This window comes from Microbacterium sp. No. 7 (assembly GCF_001314225.1).
Lineage (GTDB): Bacteria > Actinomycetota > Actinomycetes > Actinomycetales > Microbacteriaceae > Microbacterium.
The window spans coordinates 4,487,873-4,506,746 of the sequence record NZ_CP012697.1; the positions used below are offsets into that span (position 1 = coordinate 4,487,873).

Below are 18,874 nucleotides of genomic sequence, written 5' to 3' on the forward strand. Positions count from 1 at the left end.
GGAAGAAGAAGGAGATGGAGCCGGCGATGGATGGCGGCACAGCGACGACGCGCGGCTTCGTGCCGCGCTGGCTCGTCGTGCCCGGCATCCTCGCCCTCGCGTTCCTCGTGCTGCCGCTCGCGGCGCTCGTCGCACGCGTGAACTGGCCGACGCTGTGGGCCGACGTCACGGCCCCCGCGGCGCGCGACGCGCTCGCGCTCTCGCTCACGACGGGTCTCATCGCGACGACGGCGTGCGTGCTGCTCGGCGTTCCGCTCGCGCTGCTCATCGCGCGCTCCGGTCCGCGGCTCAGCGCCGTGCTGCGCGCCGCCGTGACGGTGCCGCTCGTGCTGCCGCCGATGGTCGGCGGCGTGGCCCTGCTGTTCCTGCTCGGCCGCACGAGCCCGATCGGATCGCTGCTCGACGCGTGGTGGGGCCTGCGCCTGCCGTTCACGACCGTCGCCGTCGTGCTCGCGCAGACCTTCGTGGCGCTGCCGTTCCTCGTGCTCACGGTGGAGGGCTCGCTGCGCACGGCGGGCACCGCGTTCGAACGCACGGCCGCGTCGCTCGGCGCGGGCCGCTGGTACACGCTGCGCCGCGTCACCCTGCCGCTCGCGGCGCCCGGGCTCGTCGCGGGCGTCGTGCTGTGCTTCGCGCGCGCGATCGGCGAGTTCGGCGCGACCGCGCTGTTCGCGGGCAACGCGCCGGGCGTGACGCAGACCATGCCGCTCGCGATCTACACGGCGTTCAACGGCGCCGGGGTCGCGCAGGGCACCGCCGTCGCGCTCTCGTTGCTGCTGCTCGTCACCGCGATCGCCGTGCTGCTGCTCGTGCGCGGCTGGCGGCCCGGAGCCCCGCGATGAGCCCCGCCCCCGGCATCTCGTTCGACCGCGGCAGAGTGCGGGTCGGCGAGCGCGGCACCCGCACTCTGCCGCGGTCGAACGGGCGGCGGGCGCGATGACCGCGGCATCCCTCGACGCACGGGTCGTCGTGAACCGGCCGCGCTTCCGCCTCGACGTCGCGGTGACCGCGGCGCCGGGCGAGACCGTCGCGATCATGGGACCGAGCGGCGCGGGCAAGTCGACGCTGCTGCACGCGATCGCCGGGCTCGAGCCCGTGCACGAGGGGCACGTGCGCATCGACGGCACGGATGCCGCGGGCCGCCGCCCCCTGCCCCCGCATCGCCGCGGCGTCGTGCTGCTCGGCCAGGAGCCCCGGCTGTTCCCGCACCTGTCGGCGCGGGAGAACGTCGCGTTCGGGCTGCGGGCGCGGCGGGTCGCCCGCGCCGTCGCCCTCGAGCGTGCCGACGAGTGGATCGCGCGGGTCGGACTCGGCGGACTCGGCGGGCGCCGTCCCGCGCAGCTGTCGGGCGGGCAGCAGCAGCGGATCGCGCTCGCCCGCGCCCTCGCGACCGAGCCGCGCGTGCTCATGCTCGACGAGCCGTTCGCCTCGCTCGATCCCGAGACGGCGGGCGAGATCCGCACGCTCATCGCCACGCAGCTGCCGCGCAGTGCCGTGACGACGCTCGTCGTGACGCACGCCGCGATCGATGCCGCGGCCCTCGCCGACCGGCTCGTCATCGTCGAGGACGGCGTCGTGACCCAGGCGGGCCCCGTGCGCGATGTGCTCGCGGCGCCCGCGACGCGCTTCGCCGCCGTCATCGCGGGTGTGAACCGCGTGCTCGGCGTCGCCGACGGCGGCGCGTGGCGGTCGGGCGACGTGACGCTGAGAGCCCGCGACGCCGTGGACGCCGCCGACGGCACGCCGCTGGCGGCCTTCGTCCGTCCCGGCCTGGTACACCTGCAGACGCTGGAGGACGTGGATGCCGGGTCTGCGGCATCCACGGGTCCGGCGCCCGGGGGTCCGGCGCCCGGGGGTCCGGCGCCCGGGGGTCCGGCGCCCGCGGGTTCGGCGCCCGCAGACCTAGCGCCCGCGCCTCACGCATCCGCGGGTCCGGCATCAATAGACCCGGCGCCCGCGCCTCACGCGTCCGCGAGCTCGTGGATCACCCGCGTCGCGCGCCTCGAGCAGACCCCTGCGGGCGTGCGCGTGCACACAGAGGAACCCGACATCGCGGTCGACCTGGCCGCCGATGCTCTCGCCGCGCTGCGGCTCGCCCCCGGCACGGCCGTGCGCCTGACGGTGCCCGCCGACGCCGTGCGGCTCGCTCCGGCCGCCCCGCCGGCGTCCACTCCCCGCCCGCCGACCGCCCCCTGACCCGGCCGGCGGTCGCGACCTGGCCGCCCCGACCCGGCCGCTCTCGCCCGATTCCGCCCTCGTACTGTTCACAACTCAGGAAGACCGCCCGGAAACCCCCGTTCCCCAAGCCCACCGGCGCAGGCTTCCTGAATTGTGCACGGCCGACCTCCCCACCGCCGGCCTCCGCCCAACCCTGCCACCTGCCCCGAGCCCCGCGGCTCTGGTGCCATCCAGCCGACGGACACCACCTCCACCACTGTTCACAATTCAGGAAGAACGGTCCACGGTCGGCCCGACCCGGCCACCAGCACCCCGTTCTTCCTGAATTGTGAACGCCATCTCCGGATAGACCCGGCATCCCTCGCCGATCACAGGCCTCGGAGAATCCCGCCGACCTCGGACACGTCCCGCGGCATCCCCCGAACTTGGCGACATCCTCCGAACTCCGTGCCCGCCACCGCCCGCCGAGATGACACGGGGTACCAACTTCGAGGAACGGGGTTTCACCCTTGTGCACCACGGCGTACGCTGGGATCGGCGGCGCCGCTGGAGCTTTCGGTGCGCCGGAAGACCACGAAGAAAGGGGCGCCGCATGGAGCGCGACATCTACGACGAGGATCACGAGACGTTCCGCGACGTTGTCAAGGAGTTCCTCAAGCGGTACGCGACGAACGAGAAGCGCGAGCAGTGGGAGCGCGACGGCGAGATCGACCGCGACACCATGCTCGCCGCCGGGGAGTCGGGCCTGATCGGCCTGTCGGTTCCGGAGGAGTTCGGCGGTGCCGGGATGCTGCAGGACTACCGCTTCCGCGCGATCGTCAACGAAGAGGTCATCCGCGCCGGAGCGGGCTCGCTCGCCGGCGCCTTCGGCATCCAGGACGACCTCGCCGTGCCCTATCTCGTGCACATGGGCACGCAGGCGCAGAAGGAGAAGTGGCTGCCCCGCATGGCCACGGGCGAGGTGCTCGGCGCGCTCGCGATGACCGAGCCCGGCGCCGGCAGCGACCTGCGCGGCATCTCGACGACGGCCAAGAAGGTCGACGGCGGCTACATCGTCAACGGCGCGAAGACGTTCATCTCCAGCGGCAAGACCGCCGACATCGTCGTGACGTTCGTCAAGACGGGCGAGGGCAACCGTCCCGACGCCTTCAGCCTCATCATCATCGAGAACGGCATGGAGGGCTTCGACCACGGCAAGAAGCTCAGCAAGATGGGCTTCCACGGCTGGGACACCGCGGAGCTCAGCTTCAGCGACGTGTTCGTGCCCGAGGAGAACCTCATCAGCGGCAAGGAGGGCCAGGGGTTCATCCAGCTCATGATGAACCTGCCGCTGGAGCGCCTCTCGATCGCCGTCTCGGCGGCCGCGGCGGCACAGGCCGGCTTCGAGTGGACGCTCGCGTACACGAAGGACCGCACGGCCTTCGGCCAGCGCGTCGCCGACTTCCAGGACGCGCGCTTCAAGCTCGCCGACATGGCCACCTCCGTCGACGCGCTCTGGGCGTACGTCGACCGCGCGCTGCTCGCCTACAAGGACGGCAAGCTCTCAGCCGAGGAGGCCGCGAAGGTCAAGTTCTGGGCGACCGAGCGCGAGTGGGAGGTGCTCGACACCGGCGTGCAGCTGCACGGCGGCTACGGCTACATCATGGAGTACCCGATCGCCCGCGCCTTCACCGACGCGCGCGTGCACCGCATCTACGGCGGCACCAACGAGATCATGCGCGAGATCGTGGGGCGCGACCTGGTCGGCAAGTAGGCGCGACCGCGACGGCAGGAACGCCGGACAAACGATGGATGCCGGGGCCCACGGGTCCCGGCATCCATCGTTCGTCCGGTCGCTCAGGCCGCGGGCCGCCGGCGGGCGAGGCGCGCGACGCCCGCGGCGCGCAGGCGGTCGGCGATCAGCACGCCGAGCGCGGTGCCGGCGAGGCAGCTCACGAGGCACAGCCCGATGAATGCGACGAGCACGCCCGGCGCCATCGACCACAGGTCGAACGACTGCGCCGCGAGGATCGGGTACGCGATGCCGACGGCCGCGGCCCCCGCATAGTGCAGCCACGTCGACCAGCGCCGGTACAGCGTGACGAGGAACGGCAGCTCGGGGAAGAACGACCAGAACAGCGTCGTCGCGATCGCCGACACCGTGTAGAACGGGGCGAGCACGAGGCCCGAGACGAGCCCGACGAGCAGTCCCGCGAAGGGGCGCTGGATGAGGCGCAGCGCGATCACGGCCGGCAGCACCCAAAGCCCCGCGATCGCCACCGACACGAACGGCACGGTCGCGAACAGCCCGAGCGAGAGCCACCAGCCGACCGCGAGCAGCACGCCGCCTGCGACGCCGATCGCGGCGCACGTCAGCAGGTACGCGGTCGAGACGCGTCCCATCAGTGCGCGCCTCCCGCGGCGACCTGCGACTTGGGCGTCGGCGAGGCCGCGCCCACGCGCCAGTAGCCCATGAAGCTGATCGCGCCCTTGTCGACGCCGCGCGCCACGAGCTCGCGGCGCGCCGTCGTCGGCAGCGACTGCTCGCCCACGACGAACGCATGGAACGGGGATGCCGGAAGGTCGAGCGCCCGCAGCGCGTCGAGCGCGGCCGACCCGGGCTTCGCGCCCTGCGGCCGCACGAGCCAGCGCACCTCGACGCCCGCGGGCGCGTCGATCTCGAGCACGTCGTCGGCCGAGGACGCCTCGACGAGCGCGACGCCCGTGGCCGTCGCGGGCAGCGACGCGCACACGCCCGCGACCGCCGGCGCGCCCGTCTCGTCGGCGACGAGCACGACGCGGTCGACGCCGCGGTCGGGGTTGAAGCCCAGGCCCTCGTCGATGATGACGACCGACTCCCCGGGGCTCGCCGCCGAGGCCCACCGCGACGCAGGGCCGGCCGACGGGCCGCTGCCGTGCAGCACGAAGTCGACGTCGATCTCGGGGCCGCCGTCGGCGCCGGCCGCGCGGTACGCGCGCACCGTGTAGTTGCGCATGACGGGGCGCATGCCGTCGGGGATGCGGAGGTACTTGACGTAGCCGAGGATCTTGTTGGCCTTCGCGGGAATGCGTTCGAGGCCCTCGTCGCCGCCGAGCGGCAGGAAGATGCGGAACCACTGGTCGTAGCCCATCGGCGTGAACCGGCCGATGTCGCCGCCGCCGAGGGTGATGCGGATCCAGTGCGGCGAGAGACGCTCGGTGCGCACGACCCGCAGGTGCAGGAGGTCCTGCGACGCGGGCTTCACGAGGGAGCTGAAGCGTGCCATGTCGGCATCCTTTCGATGAGGGGATGGGCGGGGGATGCCGGGATGCTCACCCCGAGACCGTGCTCACCCGAGGCCCTGTTCACCCGAGACCCCAGGGGAACAGCACGGCGAAGATCGCCGCGGAGATCGCCCAGCCGGCCGCGATGAAGACGACGTCGCGGGTTCGGAAGGGCACGAGGTGCCGCTCGGTGCGGTCGGGGTAGGCGCCGAACGCGCGGGCGTCCATCGCGAGCGCGACCCGCTCGGCGTGGCGGATCGCCCCGGCCAGCAACGGCACGACGTAGCCCCACCAACGGGCCAGCGCAGCGAACGGGCCGCGGCCGCCGTGCGCGCCGCGCACCCGGTGCGCCTGGCGGATGACCTCGAGCTCGTGGCCGAACCGCGGCACGAAGCGGAAGGCGGCGAGCGCCGTGTATCCGATGCGATACGGAACGCGCAGCTGCTGCACCATCGAGCGCGCCAGGTCGGGGCCCGTCGTGGTCAGCCCGGCGGCGAGCGCCAGCGCGATGATCGCAGCGAGCCGCAGTCCCGTGGCGAAGCCGATCGCGAGCGCCCCGCCGTAGAGCGTCCAGCCGCCGAGCTGCACGAGCACGACCGACTGGTCGACGCGCGACGCATCGGCCCAGAGCGACATGCCGACGCCGACGAAGAGCGCGGCGGCGGGCACGACGACGGCGAGCAGCACGAGCACGCCGCGGGTGAGCCGGGCGCCCGCGAGCAGCACGACGTAGGAGAGCACGATGAAGGCGAGCGGCGTCGCCAGGTCGCGCACGAACACGAGCAGCAGCATGGCGGGCAGCGGGGCCACGATCTTCGCGAGCGGGTTCAGCGTGTGCAGGAACCGGCGCGAGCTCGGGCGCGCGTACGGGTCGACGCTCACGAGGCGCCCTCATCGTCGAGCACGTCCAGCACGTCGAGGTCATCCAGATCGTCGAGCCGCGTGACGCCCTCGAGACCGGGGATGCCGGCGAGTCCGCGCGACAGTGGCGGAGGCCGCAGCCCGCACCGGCGCAGCAGCTCGTCGTCGGCGAACACCTCGGCGGTCGGAGCGTCCGCGGCGATGCGGCCCTGCTCCACGACGATCACGCGACGCGCGTAGTCGGCGACGAGCTGCATGTCGTGGGTCACGATCAGGATGGTCGTGCCACCGTCGTTGAGGTCGACGAGCAGCCGCAGCAGCTCGTCGGCGCGGGCGCGGTCCTGCCCGAACGTGGGCTCGTCGAGCGCGAGCACGGGCGCCCCGGCGATGAGCGCGGTGCCCACCGACAGGCGGCGCTTCTGGCCGCCCGACAGCAGGAACGGATGGCTGTCGGCGTGACCGGTGAGCCCGAACCGCTCCAGCAGCTCGTCGACGCGGGCGCGCACCTCGGCATCCGGCATCCTCTGCAGGCGCAGTCCGTGGGCGAGCTCGTCGAACACGGTGTGCGCGATGAACTGGTGCTCGGGGTTCTGGAACACGAAGCCCACGTGCGCCGCGCGCGAGCGCCGGTCGGCGCGCGACGGATCGACGCCCGCCGTGCGCACCGCGCCGCGCGGCACGGGCACGACGCCGCCGATCGCCTGCAGCAGGGTGGTCTTGCCCGCGCCGTTGGCGCCGACGACGGCCACGAACTCGCCGGCATCCACCCGGAGCGACACGTCGTGCAGCACGTCGGCGCGCCCCCGCCGCACCGTGAGGTCGCGCACCTCCACCGCGGGCGGCGCGTCCGCCTCGGGCGGCGCGGCGACGGGCGCGCCCGAACTCCTCCGATCCGATGCGGAAGACGCCGAATCGGGTCCGGAAGCGCCCATCCGCCTGCGGATCGGAGGAGTTCGGGCGACGTCCGCCTGGGGCCCCGACGAGAAGCCGCCCGCCGCGGCCGCCAGTTCCGCACGCAGCTCGTCGGGCGTGAGCGGCAGGCGATCGAACCGCCGGCCCCGGCGTTGCAGCCGCAGGGCCGCGAGGGTCGCGACCGGCAGCCAGACGCCGAGCGCGTGCAGCTCGGCCGCGCGCTCCCGCAGCACCTCGTCGACGCCGCCCGCCGCCAGGGTGCGGCCCGCCGCGTCGAGCACGACGACCCGGTCGGTGATCGCGACGGCGGCGTCGAGGTTGTGCTCGACGAGCAGCACGGCGCGGTCGCCGGCCGCGACCAGCTCGCCGAGGGCCGCGTAGACCTCCTCGATGCCCTGCGGATCGAGGTTGGCCGTGGGCTCGTCGAGCACGAGCAGCGGCGAGCCCAGCGCGAGGGCGCACGCGAGGGCGAGCCGCTGGCGCCCGCCGCCCGAGAGGCGATCGGGGTTCTCGTGCCGACGCTCCCAGAGCCCCACGCGCCGCAGCGCGGCCTCGGTGCGGCGCAGCACCTCGTCGACGGGCAGCCGCAGGTTCTCGGGCCCGAAGGCCACCTCGTCGAGGAGCGTGCCGGTGACGAGCTGCGCGTCGGGATCCTGGAAGACCATCCCCACGTGCGTGCTCAGCGTCGCGACGGGCGTCGTCGTGGCATCCATCCCCGCGATCGAGACGGTGCCCCGCACGGTCGCGGGCACCGCGTGCGGGATGAGCCCGTTGAGGGTCAGCGTGACGGTCGACTTGCCCGACCCGCTCGGCCCGAGCAGCAGCACCACCTCGCCCGGCGCGATGTCGAACGAGGCGTCGGCGGGCGCGTCGACGCGGGCGCCGTCGTGCCGCACGGCCAGGCTCCGCACATGCGCGATCACGGGTTCGACTAGGGGCACGAGAGGTCCAAGAGGGTGGGGAACCCTCCTAACTTAGTACGGCCTAACCTCGTGTGGCGACGGGACGGACCACGCCCGCCCGGCGCAGGCCCGCGCCGATCGCGATGCCCAGCGCGGTCCACAGCACGGGCGAGAGCACCGACAGCACGAGGTAGGCGATCTGCGCCCACGTCGCGAGCGCCGCGAGGTCGGCGGCGAAGAATACGGCGACGGCGATGACGAGGCCGATGACGGCACCCGAGACGAAGAAGCGCCACACGCCCCACGCGCGGTAGCGGGTGAGCGCGGCGACGCCCTCCTGGATCGCGCCGAACAGCAGCGCCGTGCCGATGAACCGGCCCGCCCACGCGGGGTTGAAAGCGCTGGAGACGAGGGCGGCGAGCACGTGCGTGACGATGGCGACGAGCGGCAGGCGCAGCACCTCCTGCGCGATGATGCCCGGCAGCACGTGCACGCCCAGCAGCAGCCCGTAGGCGAACGGCGCGGCGAGGAGCACGAGCGGCGTCAGCAGCCCCGCGACGCCGCCCACGATCCCCGTGGCGACGCCGACGGCCGCGCAGATCAGCAGAACGCGCGTCGTGAGGAGACGGGTGAGGCTAGGCACAGCTTCAGCGTACCCGCGGAGGCCCGTTCTCCGACCGGGGAAAATCGACGTGCGAGCGGATGCCGGCGACATCCGACCCGCCGTCGCGGTCAGGCGTCGACGGAGCCGGCCGGCCAGTGGATCTCGAGCCCGGGCACGTTGCCGCGCTGCGCGTACTTCACGACGAACGGGCACACCGGCACGACCGTCTCGCCGCGGCTCGCGGCGTCGGTCAGCGCCTGACCCACGAGGATGCCGCCGAGGCCCTGCCCGCTGAACGCGGGATCGACCTCGGTGTGCGCGTAGACGAATCGCCCCTGCTCGTCGGGCTGGAACGTCGTGAAGCCGGCGAGCGTGTCGCCGACGTGCACCTCGTACCGGCTCTTCTCGTCGTTGCGGGTCACGGTGGGGGTGGGATCGGGCATGTCCGCTCCTCTCGTTGCCTCCCTCCAACCTAGGTCCACCCCGGCGATCCGGCCCGGATGCTGTTCACGACTCAGGAGATTCGCGGGCGCACGCCGGGTCCCGTCGGGGCAAGGGGGCGTTCTTCCTGAGTCGTGCACACCGCCGCCGGCCGCCACCCGGCGCGCGGATGCCGTTCGTCGCGCGCCTGGCACCGCTCGTCGCAGGCGCGGGCCGGGGCCGGCCCGGGGCGGGTGCCGGATTCCTACCCTGAGGGGCACGCAAGGATGCGAACCCACCAGGAGATTCAATGACTGCACCTTCGGACCGCCGCCGCAGCGGCGCGGCGCTCGTCGACGACGAGCCGGAGATCACCACCGATCCGACCCTCCCGCCCGTCGCGCTCACACCCGAGCAGGATGCGAGGGACACCCGCTGGACGCCCCTGAAGATCGCCGGATGGGTGGTCGTCGCCCTGCTGGGCGGCGTCGCCTGGACGATGCTGGCGATCGTGCGCGGCGAGACCGTGAACGCGATCTGGTTCGTGTTCGCGGCCGTGTGCACCTACCTCATCGGCTACCGCTTCTACTCCAAGGTCATCGAGCGCTACATCACGCGCCCGAACGACAAGCGCGCGACGCCCGCCGAGGTGCGCTCCGACGGCAAGGACTACGTGCCGACCGACCGTCGCGTGCTCTACGGCCACCACTTCGCCGCGATCGCCGGCGCCGGCCCGCTCGTCGGCCCCGTGCTGGCGGCGCAGATGGGCTTCCTCCCGGGCACGATCTGGATCATCGTCGGCGTCGTGCTCGCCGGCGCCGTGCAGGACTACACCGTGCTGTTCTTCTCGATGCGCCGCGGCGGCCGCACGATCGGCCAGATGGCCCGGCAGGAGCTCGGCCGCATCGGCGGCACCGCCGCGATCCTCGCCTCGCTGCTGATCATGCTGATCATCGTGGCGATCCTCGCGCTCGTCGTCGTGAACGCGCTCGGCGAGAGCCCGTGGGGCGTGTTCTCGGTCGCCCTGACCATCCCGATCGCCCTGTTCATGGGCGTCTACCTGCGGTACCTGCGCCCCGGCCGGGTGACCGAGGTGTCGGTCATCGGCTTCGTGCTGCTGATCGGCGCGATCATCGCGGGCGGCTGGGTCGCCGGCACCGAGTGGGGCCAGGCGATCTTCCACCTCGACCGCGGCGTGATCGCGTGGGGCATCATCGTCTACGGCTTCGTGGCGGCCGTGCTGCCGGTGTGGCTGCTGCTCGCACCGCGCGACTACCTGTCGACGTTCATGAAGATCGGCGTCATCGTCATGCTCGCGGCCGCGATCGTCGTCGTGCGGCCCGAGATCACGGTGCCCGCCGTCACGATCTTCGGCGAGAACGGCCTCGGGCCGGTGTTCGCGGGGCCGCTCTTCCCGTTCCTGTTCGTCACGATCGCGTGCGGCGCCCTGTCGGGCTTCCACGCGCTGATCTCCTCGGGCACGACGCCGAAGCTCGTCGAGAAGGAGCGCCAGACGCGCTTCATCGGCTACGGCGGCATGCTCATGGAGTCGTTCGTGGCGATCATGGCGCTCGTCGCGGCGATCTCGATCGACCAGGGCATCTACTTCGCGATGAACTCCCCCGCCGCCCTCACGGGCGGCACCGTCGAGGGCGCCGTCGCGTTCGTGAACTCGCTGGGCCTGACGGGCGTGCACCTCACGCCCGAGATGCTCACGGGTGCGGCCGCCGACGTGGGCGAGCCGTCGGTCGTCTCGCGCACCGGCGGCGCGCCGACCCTCGCCCTCGGCCTCGCGCACATCATGCAGCAGGCGCTCGGCGGCCAGGCTCTGATGGCGTTCTGGTACCACTTCGCGATCATGTTCGAGGCGCTGTTCATCCTGACGGCCGTCGACGCGGGCACGCGCGTGGCCCGGTTCATGCTGCAGGACTCGATCGGGGCGTGGTTCCCGAAGTTCCGCGACGTCACGTGGCGGCCGGGCGTGTGGCTGTGCACCGCGATCATGGTCGCCGGCTGGGGCACGATCCTCATCCTCGGCGTCACCGACCCGCTCGGCGGCATCAACACCTTCTTCCCGCTGTTCGGCATCGCCAACCAGCTGCTCGCGGCGATCGCGCTCGCGGTCGTGATGGCGATCGTGGCGAAGCGCGGCAGGGAGTACGTGAAGTGGCTCTGGATCGTCGGGCTGCCGCTCGCCTTCACCGCGGTCGTCACGATCACGGCGTCGATGTACAAGATCTTCTCGCCGGTGCCGGCGATCGGATACTGGGCCAACCACTTCCGGTACCGCGACGCGCTCGCCGCGGGCGACGGGTCGCTCGGCACGCCCGAGGTCATGAACGCCGTCATCCGCAACACGGCCGTGCAGGGCACGCTGTCGATCGTGTTCGTCGTGCTCGCGATCGTCGTGATCATCGCCGCGGTCGTCGTGACGATCAGGGCGATCCGCGACGGCGGCGGGGAGAACACCGAGGACGCCGCGGTCGCCTCGCGGCGGTACGCCCCCGCCGGATTCCTGCCGACGCCGTCGGAGCGCGCGCTCGAGCAGGAGTGGGAGCCGCTCCTCGCCGAGGAACGCAAGGATCTGGCCCGCCGCGGGCACTGACCGGTCGGGAGGAACAGGATGATCCAGACGGATGCCTCGGCGCCCGGTACGTCTGAGGGCTACGCCCGCGCCGAGGGCACGAGTCCCTCGAACAGCCCTGAGGAGCCGACGGTTCCGGCGCGTGCCGTGCTCGCGCGGCTGACGGCCGTGGGCCGGGGCATCCGCTGGTACATCACCACGCTGATGGGCGACAACGCCTATGCGACGTACGTCGCCCATCAGCGAAGGCACCACCCCGGCGAAGAACTGCCGACCGAGCGGCAGTTCTGGCGGCAGCGCATGGACGAGCAGGATCGCAACCCCGGCGCCCGCTGCTGCTGAGCCCCCGCCGTGACCGCCGCCTGCACAACTCCTCCAAAACCGGCAGCTGCGCGAGCCGGGGCGCCGATTCGAGCCGGATCACGCTCGGATCGAAGGAGTTGTGCAGCCCCGACCCGCCTAAACTCATGGCCGTGACGGATGCCGTGGTGCTCGCGGCCGTGCTGGGCGTGGCCGCCGGGGTCGTGCTGACCCTGCTGCTGCTGCTCTCGCGGCGGCTCGCGCGCGGCTCGCGCGACCTGGGCAGCGACGCGGAGCAGGCCGCCTACCGCGCCCTGCACGAGGCGAGCCTCGCAGCGCCGCACCTGCGCGGCGGCCTCGGCTCGCCCGGCGTCGGCCGCGCCGCACGCCACCTGCGCGCGCTGCTGGGCAGCACCGCGGTCGTGCTCGTCGACGGCGACCGCGTCGTCGCCGCCGACGGGGATGCCGAGGGCACGGACGCCACCGCCCTGCGCCTGGCCGAGCGCGTGCGCGAGACCGCGCGGCTGCAGGTGTTCATGCGCCTCGACCAGCACGGCGGGCTCGGCGCGGCGGGCGCGCCGCTCACCGTCGACGGGGAGGTGATCGGCGTGCTCGTCGCCTTCGCGAACCCGATGCGCGCGGCGCTCGTGCGCGCGGCCGGCGAGGTCGGCGACTGGTGCGCGGCGCAGGTCGAGCTCGGCGAGCTGGAGGTGTCGCGCGCCGCCCTGGCCGAGGCCGAGCTGCGAGCGCTGCGCGCGCAGATCTCGCCGCACTTCATCTACAACGCGCTCACCGCGATCGCCTCGTTCATCCACACCGACCCGCCGCGCGCCCGCGAGCTCGTGCTCGAGTTCGCGGACTTCACGCGGTACTCGTTCCGCAGGCAGGGCGAGTTCACGACCCTCGCCGAGGAGCTGCGCAGCATCCATTCGTACCTCGAGCTCGAGCGCGCCCGCTTCGGCGAGCGCCTCTCGGTGGTGCTGACGATCTCCCCTGAGACGCTGGCGACGACCATCCCGTTCCTCTCGGTGCAGCCGCTCGTCGAGAACGCCGTGCGGCACGGCCTCGAGCCCGGCGAGGGCGGCGGGACGATCCGCATCGCCTCGCGCGACGAGACCACGCACACCGAGATCACGGTCGAGGACGACGGCGCCGGCATGGATCCCGCGGAGCTCTCCGCCCTGCTGAACGGCACGGACGACGCGGGCGCGGGCACGACGCGCATGCACATCGGTCTGCGCAACGTCGACACCCGGCTGCGGCAGCTCTACGGGCCCGACGGACGGCTCGTCGTCGAGACGAACACGGGCGCGGGCACGCTCGTGCGGATGCGCGTGCCCAAGTCGCAGCCGATGAACGAGACGGGGCCCGCATGAGCGCCACGATCGACGTGCTCGTCGCCGACGACGAGCCCCCCGCCCTCGCCGAGCTGGCGCACCTGATCGGCGCCGACGAGCGGGTCGGGCGCGTGTACACGGCGCGCACGGGCGCCGAGGCGCTCGCCCTGCTGACCGCGCACGCCGTGGCGGGCGCCTTCCTCGACATCCACATGCCGGGGCTCTCGGGCCTCGACGTCGCCCGCGCGATCGAGGGGGTCGCGGTGCGCCCCGCCGTCATCTTCGTGACGGCCGACGACGCGCGCGCGGTCGAGGCGTTCGACCTGCGCGCCGCCGACTATCTGCTCAAGCCGGTGCGGCTCGACCGGCTGCGCCGTGCCCTCGACCGCGTCGTCGAGCTGTCCGAGGCGGCGCCCGCGCCGGCCGACGGCGGCGACGAGGTGCTGCCCGTCACGATCGGCTCGGCCGTGCGCTTCGTGCGCCGCCGCGACGTGCGGTGGGTGCAGGCGCAGGGCGACTACTCGCGCCTGCACACGGGCGAGGGCGCGGGCCACCTCGTGCGCATCCCGATCTCCGAGCTCGAGCAGCGATGGACGGATGCCGGGTTCGTGCGCGTGCACCGCTCCTACCTCGTGCACGCGGCATCCGTCACCGAGGCGCGCCTCGCCGGCCACGAGGCGACGGTCGCCGTCGGCGACGTGGTGCTGCCGGTCAGCCGGCGCCTGCTCCCCGCCGTGCGCGAGGCGCTGCTGGGCGGTGCGGGCCGATGAGCGAGCCGCCGCGCCGCGTGCGCGTCACCGCCCGGTCGCGGCGCGCCCCGACGCGGCCGATCGCGCTCGCGGGGGCGCGCGTCGACGAGGCCGATGCCGTCTTCGCGCGCGCCCTGCGCCGCGCGCAGCTGGGCCTGGCCCTCGGCACGGTGACCGGCTTCGTGGTCGTGGTCGCCGTCCTCGGCGCCGCGATCGCGCTCATCCCCGAGCTCGACGAGATCGCGGTGCTCGGCGTGCCGCTGTCGTGGCTGCTGCACGCGTTCGCGTTCTATCCCGCGATCCTCGCGTTCGCCCTCGTCTACCAACGCGGCGCCGCGCGCAACGAGCGCCGGTACCGGCAGCTGCGGGGCACCGAGTGAACCAGGTGCTCGACATCGCCGCCGTCGCCGCGATCGCGCTGGCGACGGTGCTGATCGGCGTCTACGGCATCCGGGTGTCGCGGACGACGGGCGACTTCTTCGTCGCCTCGCGCACCGTGCGGCCGGTGTGGAACGCCTCGGCCATCAGCGGCGAGTACCTGTCGGCGGGCACGTTCCTGGGGCTGTCGGGGATGATCCTGCTCGACGGTGCGCGCGGCTTCTGGTTTCCGATCGGCTATGCGGCGGGCTACCTGCTCGTGCTCGCCTTCGTCGCCGCTCCCCTGCGGCGCAGCGGCGCGTACACACTGCCCGACTTCATCGAGGCGCGCGTGCAGTCGTCGCGGGCGCGGCGCGTGACGAGCATCGCGGTGCTGGTGATCGGATGGCTCTACGTCGTGCCGCAGCTGCACGGCGCGGGCATCACGCTCGTCGTCGTCGCGGGCCTGCCGCCATGGGTCGGCGCGGTGCTCGTGACGACGCTCGTCGCGGGAGCCGTGGCGGCGGGAGGCATGCGCGCCATCACCTACGTGCAGGCGTTCCAGTACTGGCTCAAGCTCACGGCGCTGCTCGTGCCGGCCGTGCTGATCGCGTTCGCGCTCGCGGGCGGCCCGCACGAGCTCGACCCGGCCCTCGTCTTCCCGCCGCAGGACGGGCCGGCGGGCATGGACGCGTACGCGACGGCATCCCTGCTGCTCGCGCTCCTCCTCGGCACGATGGGGCTCCCCCACGTGCTCGTGCGCTTCTACACGAGCCCCGACGGGGTGTCGGCGCGCTGGACGACCGTGCTCGTCATCGGCATGGTGAGCGTGTTCTACGCCGTGTCGTCGACGATGGGCCTGCTGGGACGCATCGTGGCCCCCGACCTCGCCCGGCCGGGCCTGTCCGACACCGTCGCGCTCGTGCTGCCGTCGCGCGTGTTCCCCGGACCCCTCGGCGAGGCGATCACGGCGCTCGTCGTCGCGGGCGCCTTCGCGGCGTTCCTGGCGACGTCGGCGGGCATCGTCGTGTCCCTCGCGGGCGTCGTCAGCCAGGACGTGTTCTCGGGCTCCGTGCGCTCGTTCCGGGTCTCGGCCGTGATCTGCGCGCTCGTGCCGCTCGCGATGGCGCTCGCGACCCAGCCCGCGGGCCTCGTCGCGAGCGTCGGGCTCGTGTTCGTCATGGCGGCCTCGACGCTGTCGCCGGTCGTGCTGCTGGGCGTGTGGTGGGAGCGGCTGACCGCCCGCGGCGCCGTGGCGGGCATGGTCACCGGCGGCGTCTCGTGCGCGCTCGCGCTGCTCGTGCACGCGGCGATCGGCGGCGTGGGGGCGGCCGCGCCGCTGCTCGCGCAGCCCGCGGCATGGACCATCCCGCTCGCGACCGCGACGACGGTCGTCGTGTCGCTGCTCGACCGCGAGGGACCGCCCGCGGTCGCCGAGCGCCTGCTCGCCCGCCTGCACACGCCCGAGCGCCGCTGAGCGGAGCGGAGCGCCCGCCCCCGCGAGGGTGTTGGTTGTCGCCGCGGGGGTGCTGGTTGTCACCGCGAGGGTGCTCATTCCTCCCGCGAGGGTGCTAGTTCCTCCCGCGAGGGTGCTAGTTCCTCCCGCGAGAACAGATGGCACCCCCGCGGCCACAGGTGGCACCCCCGCGGCGACAAGTGGCACCCTCGCGGGGAGGTGAGGAAGACTGGACGGGTGACTCTGATGGACGGCATCCCCACCGGCGCGTCGGCGGATGCCGTGTACGACGGCGTCGTCGCCTGGACGAGCGCGCAGGGGCTCACGCTCTACCCCGCGCAGGACGAGGCGATCATGGAGCTCGTCTCGGGCGCGCACGTGATCCTCGCGACGCCCACGGGCACCGGCAAGTCGCTCGTCGCGGTCGCCGCGCACGCCGCGTGCCTCGCCGCGGGCGGTCGAAGCTACTACACGGCTCCCATCAAGGCCCTGGTCAGCGAGAAGTTCTTCGCGCTCGTCGACATCTTCGGCGCCGAGAACGTGGGCATGGTCACGGGCGATTCGTCGGTGAACCCCGACGCGCCCATCGTGTGCTGCACGGCCGAGATCCTCGCCAACCTCGCGCTGCGCCGGGGCGCCGACGCCGCCGTCGACCAGGTTGTGATGGACGAGTTCCACTTCTACGGCGATCCCGAGCGCGGCTGGGCGTGGCAGGTGCCGCTGCTCACGCTGCCGCGCGCGCAGTTCCTGCTCATGTCGGCGACCCTCGGCGACGTGTCGACGATCTCCGCCGACCTCGAGCGGCGCACGGGCCGCCCCGTCGCGCTCGTCACGGGCGTCGAACGACCGGTCCCCCTCGACTTCTCCTACGAGCGCCGGCCCGTGCACGAGGTCGTCGAGGCGCTGCTGGAACGCGGCGAGGCGCCCGTGTACATCGTGCACTTCTCGCAGGCGCAGGCGATGGAGCGGGCACAGGCCCTGGCATCCGTGCGCATCCTCTCGCGCGCCGGACGCGACGAGATCGCCGAGGCGATCGGCGGGTTCCGGTTCACGACGGCGTTCGGCAAGACGCTGTCGCGGCTCGTGCGCGCCGGCATCGGCGTGCACCACGCGGGCATGCTGCCGCGGTACCGGCGTCTCGTCGAGACGCTCGCGCAGCGCGGGCTGCTGCGCGTCGTGTGCGGCACCGACACGCTCGGCGTGGGCATCAACGTGCCCATCCGCACCGTGCTCATCACGGCGCTGTCCAAGTACGACGGCACGCGCATGCGCCAGCTCACGGCGCGCGAGTTCCACCAGATCGCCGGCCGCGCGGGCCGCGCGGGGTTCGACACGCACGGCAGCGTCGTCGTGATGGCGCCGGAGTGGGAGATCGAGAACGCCGTCGCGCTCGCGAAGGCCGGCGACGATGCCGCCAAGCGCAAGAAGATCGTGCGCAAGAAGGCACCGACGGGCGTCGTGAACTGGGGCGAGGGGTCGTTCCAGCGTCTGGTGGATGCCGTTCCCGAGCCGCTGGAGCCGCGCATGCAGCTCACGGCGGCGATGCTCATCAACGTGATCGCGCGCGGCGGCGACGTGTTCGGAAACGTGCGGGCGCTCGTGTTCGACAACCACGAGCCGCACGCCCGGCAGTACGCGCTCGCGCGCCGCGCCCTCGCGATCTTCCGCACCCTCACGGTCGCCGGCATCGTGGAGGTCGTGCCCGCGGCATCCGTCGCTGGCCCCCACGAGCCTCGGAGAGCCTCACGGGCCTCGGAGGACTCCGGCGAGATCGTCCGAACCTCGCGCGATTCCCCGAACCTCGTGAGCGACGGGATGCCGCAGATCCGGCTCACGGTCGACCTGCAGCCCAACTTCGCGCTCAACCAGCCGCTGTCGCCGTTCGCCCTCGCCGTGATCGAGCTGCTCGACCCGTCCGAAGACGCCCCCGCGCGCGGGCGAACGGGCACCCTCGCGGGAACGAGTGGCACCCTCGGGGAGACAACAGGCACCGTCGGGGGGACAACCAGCACCCTCGCGGGGACGACGGGCACCCTCGGGGTGGGGACGGGGCACTACGCGCTCGACGTCGTGAGCGTGATCGAGGCGACGCTCGACGACCCGCGCGCGATCCTGTCGCAGCAGGAGTTCAAGGCGCGCGGCGAGGCCGTCGCGGCGATGAAGCAGGACGGCATCGACTACGACGAGCGGATGGCGCTGCTGGAGGACGTCACGCATCCGAAGCCGCTCGCCGAGCTGCTGACGCAGGCGTTCGAGACGTTCGCGTCGAGCCAGCCGTGGGTGCGCGACTTCGAGCTGCGGCCCAAGGCCGTCGTGCGCGACATGTTCGAGCGGGCCATGTCGTTCGGGGAATACGTCTCGTTCTACCAGCTCGGCCGCAGCGAGGGACTTGTGCTGCGCTACCTCAGCGACGCCTATCGCGCGATCCGGCAGACGGTGCCCGCCGAGGCGCGCACCGACGAGCTGATGGACCTCGTCGAGTGGCTCGGCGAGCTCGTGCGACAGGTCGACTCCAGCCTCGTCGACGAGTGGGAAGCCCTGATCAACCCCATAGACGATCCCGAGGCGCCCGTCGTGCCGCCCGCGCCGCCGTCGATCCTCGACAACCGGCGCGCGTTCACGGTGCTCGTGCGCAACGAGCTGTTCCGCCGCGTGCAGCTCGCCGCACGACAGGACGACGACGCGCTCGCCGCACTGGACGCCGACGTCGACTGGCCCGTCGTGCTCGACGACTACTACGACGAGCACGACGAGATCCTCACCGGCGGGCCGGCTCGCTCGCCGCGGCTGTGCGTCATCGACGAGGCGGATGCCGCGAACGGCATCTGGCGCGTCGAGCAGACGATCGACGACCCGGCGGGACACCACGACTGGCGCATCCGCGCGGAGGTCGACCTCGCGGCATCCGTCGAGGAGGGCACGGCGGTCGTGCGCGTCGCGGAGGTCGTGCGGCTGTAGGCGCGGGCGGCCG

16 protein-coding genes are annotated in these 18,874 nt (G+C 73.0%); 10 read left to right on the top strand and 6 right to left on the bottom strand.

Translation table 11 applies throughout. The features are described from left to right. The first annotated feature begins 26 nt into the window (after positions 1-26). The 3 genes from AOA12_RS20750 to AOA12_RS20760 all read left to right on the top strand — a co-directional run bounded on the left by AOA12_RS20750 (position 27) and on the right by AOA12_RS20760 (position 3,931). A complete protein-coding gene (locus tag AOA12_RS20750) occupies positions 27-842 on the top strand; it encodes an ABC transporter permease (protein ID WP_054687291.1) in 816 nt (271 codons plus the stop codon). Between the two features lie 94 nt (positions 843-936). Next, entirely contained in the window at positions 937-2,196 is a 1,260-nt protein-coding gene (locus tag AOA12_RS20755; protein WP_054686643.1) for a sulfate/molybdate ABC transporter ATP-binding protein, read from the top strand. Positions 2,197-2,770: 574 nt separating this feature from the next. Continuing rightward, a complete protein-coding gene (locus AOA12_RS20760) occupies positions 2,771-3,931 on the top strand; it encodes an acyl-CoA dehydrogenase family protein (RefSeq protein WP_054686644.1) in 1,161 nt (386 codons plus the stop codon). Between the two features lie 83 nt (positions 3,932-4,014). Here the strand turns inward: AOA12_RS20760 and AOA12_RS20765 are convergent, their stop codons facing one another. From AOA12_RS20765 to AOA12_RS20790, 6 genes are all read right to left on the bottom strand, one after another. Further along, entirely contained in the window at positions 4,015-4,560 is a 546-nt protein-coding gene (locus tag AOA12_RS20765; protein ID WP_054686645.1) for an ECF transporter S component, read from the bottom strand. After that, positions 4,560-5,423 carry a siderophore-interacting protein gene (locus tag AOA12_RS20770; RefSeq protein ID WP_054686646.1) on the bottom strand — a complete coding sequence of 288 codons (864 nt, stop codon included), beginning with the start codon at positions 5,421-5,423 and terminating at the stop codon, positions 4,560-4,562. Before AOA12_RS20770 ends, AOA12_RS20765 begins: the two co-directional genes overlap by 1 nt. A 79-nt stretch (positions 5,424-5,502) precedes the next feature. Continuing rightward, positions 5,503-6,303 carry an energy-coupling factor transporter transmembrane component T family protein gene (locus AOA12_RS20775; RefSeq protein ID WP_054686647.1) on the bottom strand — a complete coding sequence of 267 codons (801 nt, stop codon included), beginning with the start codon at positions 6,301-6,303 and terminating at the stop codon, positions 5,503-5,505. Beyond that, positions 6,300-8,135, bottom strand: coding sequence for an ABC transporter ATP-binding protein (locus tag AOA12_RS20780; protein ID WP_054686648.1), 1,836 nt, complete (start codon positions 8,133-8,135; stop codon positions 6,300-6,302). The genes AOA12_RS20775 and AOA12_RS20780 overlap by 4 nt, the downstream gene beginning before the upstream one ends. Positions 8,136-8,178: 43 nt before the next feature. Next, entirely contained in the window at positions 8,179-8,739 is a 561-nt protein-coding gene (locus AOA12_RS20785; protein ID WP_054686649.1) for an ECF transporter S component, read from the bottom strand. Between the two features lie 89 nt (positions 8,740-8,828). Then, the gene (locus AOA12_RS20790) at positions 8,829-9,143 is read right to left on the bottom strand and encodes a GNAT family N-acetyltransferase (protein WP_054686650.1); all 315 of its coding nucleotides are present in this window, start codon (positions 9,141-9,143) and stop codon (positions 8,829-8,831) included. Between the two features lie 287 nt (positions 9,144-9,430). Between AOA12_RS20790 and AOA12_RS20795 the strand changes: the two genes are divergently transcribed. From AOA12_RS20795 to AOA12_RS20825, 7 genes are all read left to right on the top strand, one after another. Continuing rightward, a complete protein-coding gene (locus AOA12_RS20795; protein ID WP_054686651.1) occupies positions 9,431-11,725 on the top strand; it encodes a carbon starvation CstA family protein in 2,295 nt (764 codons plus the stop codon). Between the two features lie 18 nt (positions 11,726-11,743). Further along, positions 11,744-12,046 carry a YbdD/YjiX family protein gene (locus tag AOA12_RS24205; protein ID WP_054686652.1) on the top strand — a complete coding sequence of 101 codons (303 nt, stop codon included), beginning with the start codon at positions 11,744-11,746 and terminating at the stop codon, positions 12,044-12,046. 131 nt (positions 12,047-12,177) lie between these two features. Beyond that, the gene (locus AOA12_RS20805) at positions 12,178-13,380 is read left to right on the top strand and encodes a sensor histidine kinase (protein WP_054687293.1); all 1,203 of its coding nucleotides are present in this window, start codon (positions 12,178-12,180) and stop codon (positions 13,378-13,380) included. Further along, complete coding sequence (locus tag AOA12_RS20810) at positions 13,377-14,111, top strand: LytR/AlgR family response regulator transcription factor (protein ID WP_054686653.1); 735 nt, start codon at positions 13,377-13,379, stop codon at positions 14,109-14,111. Before AOA12_RS20805 ends, AOA12_RS20810 begins: the two co-directional genes overlap by 4 nt. Then, positions 14,108-14,470: a hypothetical protein gene (locus tag AOA12_RS20815; RefSeq protein ID WP_054686654.1), complete on the top strand. Its 363-nt coding sequence runs from the start codon at positions 14,108-14,110 to the stop codon at positions 14,468-14,470. Before AOA12_RS20810 ends, AOA12_RS20815 begins: the two co-directional genes overlap by 4 nt. Then, on the top strand, positions 14,467-15,924 hold the full coding sequence (locus AOA12_RS20820; RefSeq protein WP_054686655.1) for a sodium/solute symporter: 1,458 nt from the start codon (positions 14,467-14,469) through the stop codon (positions 15,922-15,924). The genes AOA12_RS20815 and AOA12_RS20820 overlap by 4 nt, the downstream gene beginning before the upstream one ends. Positions 15,925-16,149: 225 nt before the next feature. After that, entirely contained in the window at positions 16,150-18,861 is a 2,712-nt protein-coding gene (locus tag AOA12_RS20825) for a DEAD/DEAH box helicase (protein ID WP_054686656.1), read from the top strand. Positions 18,862-18,874 lie beyond the last annotated feature (13 nt).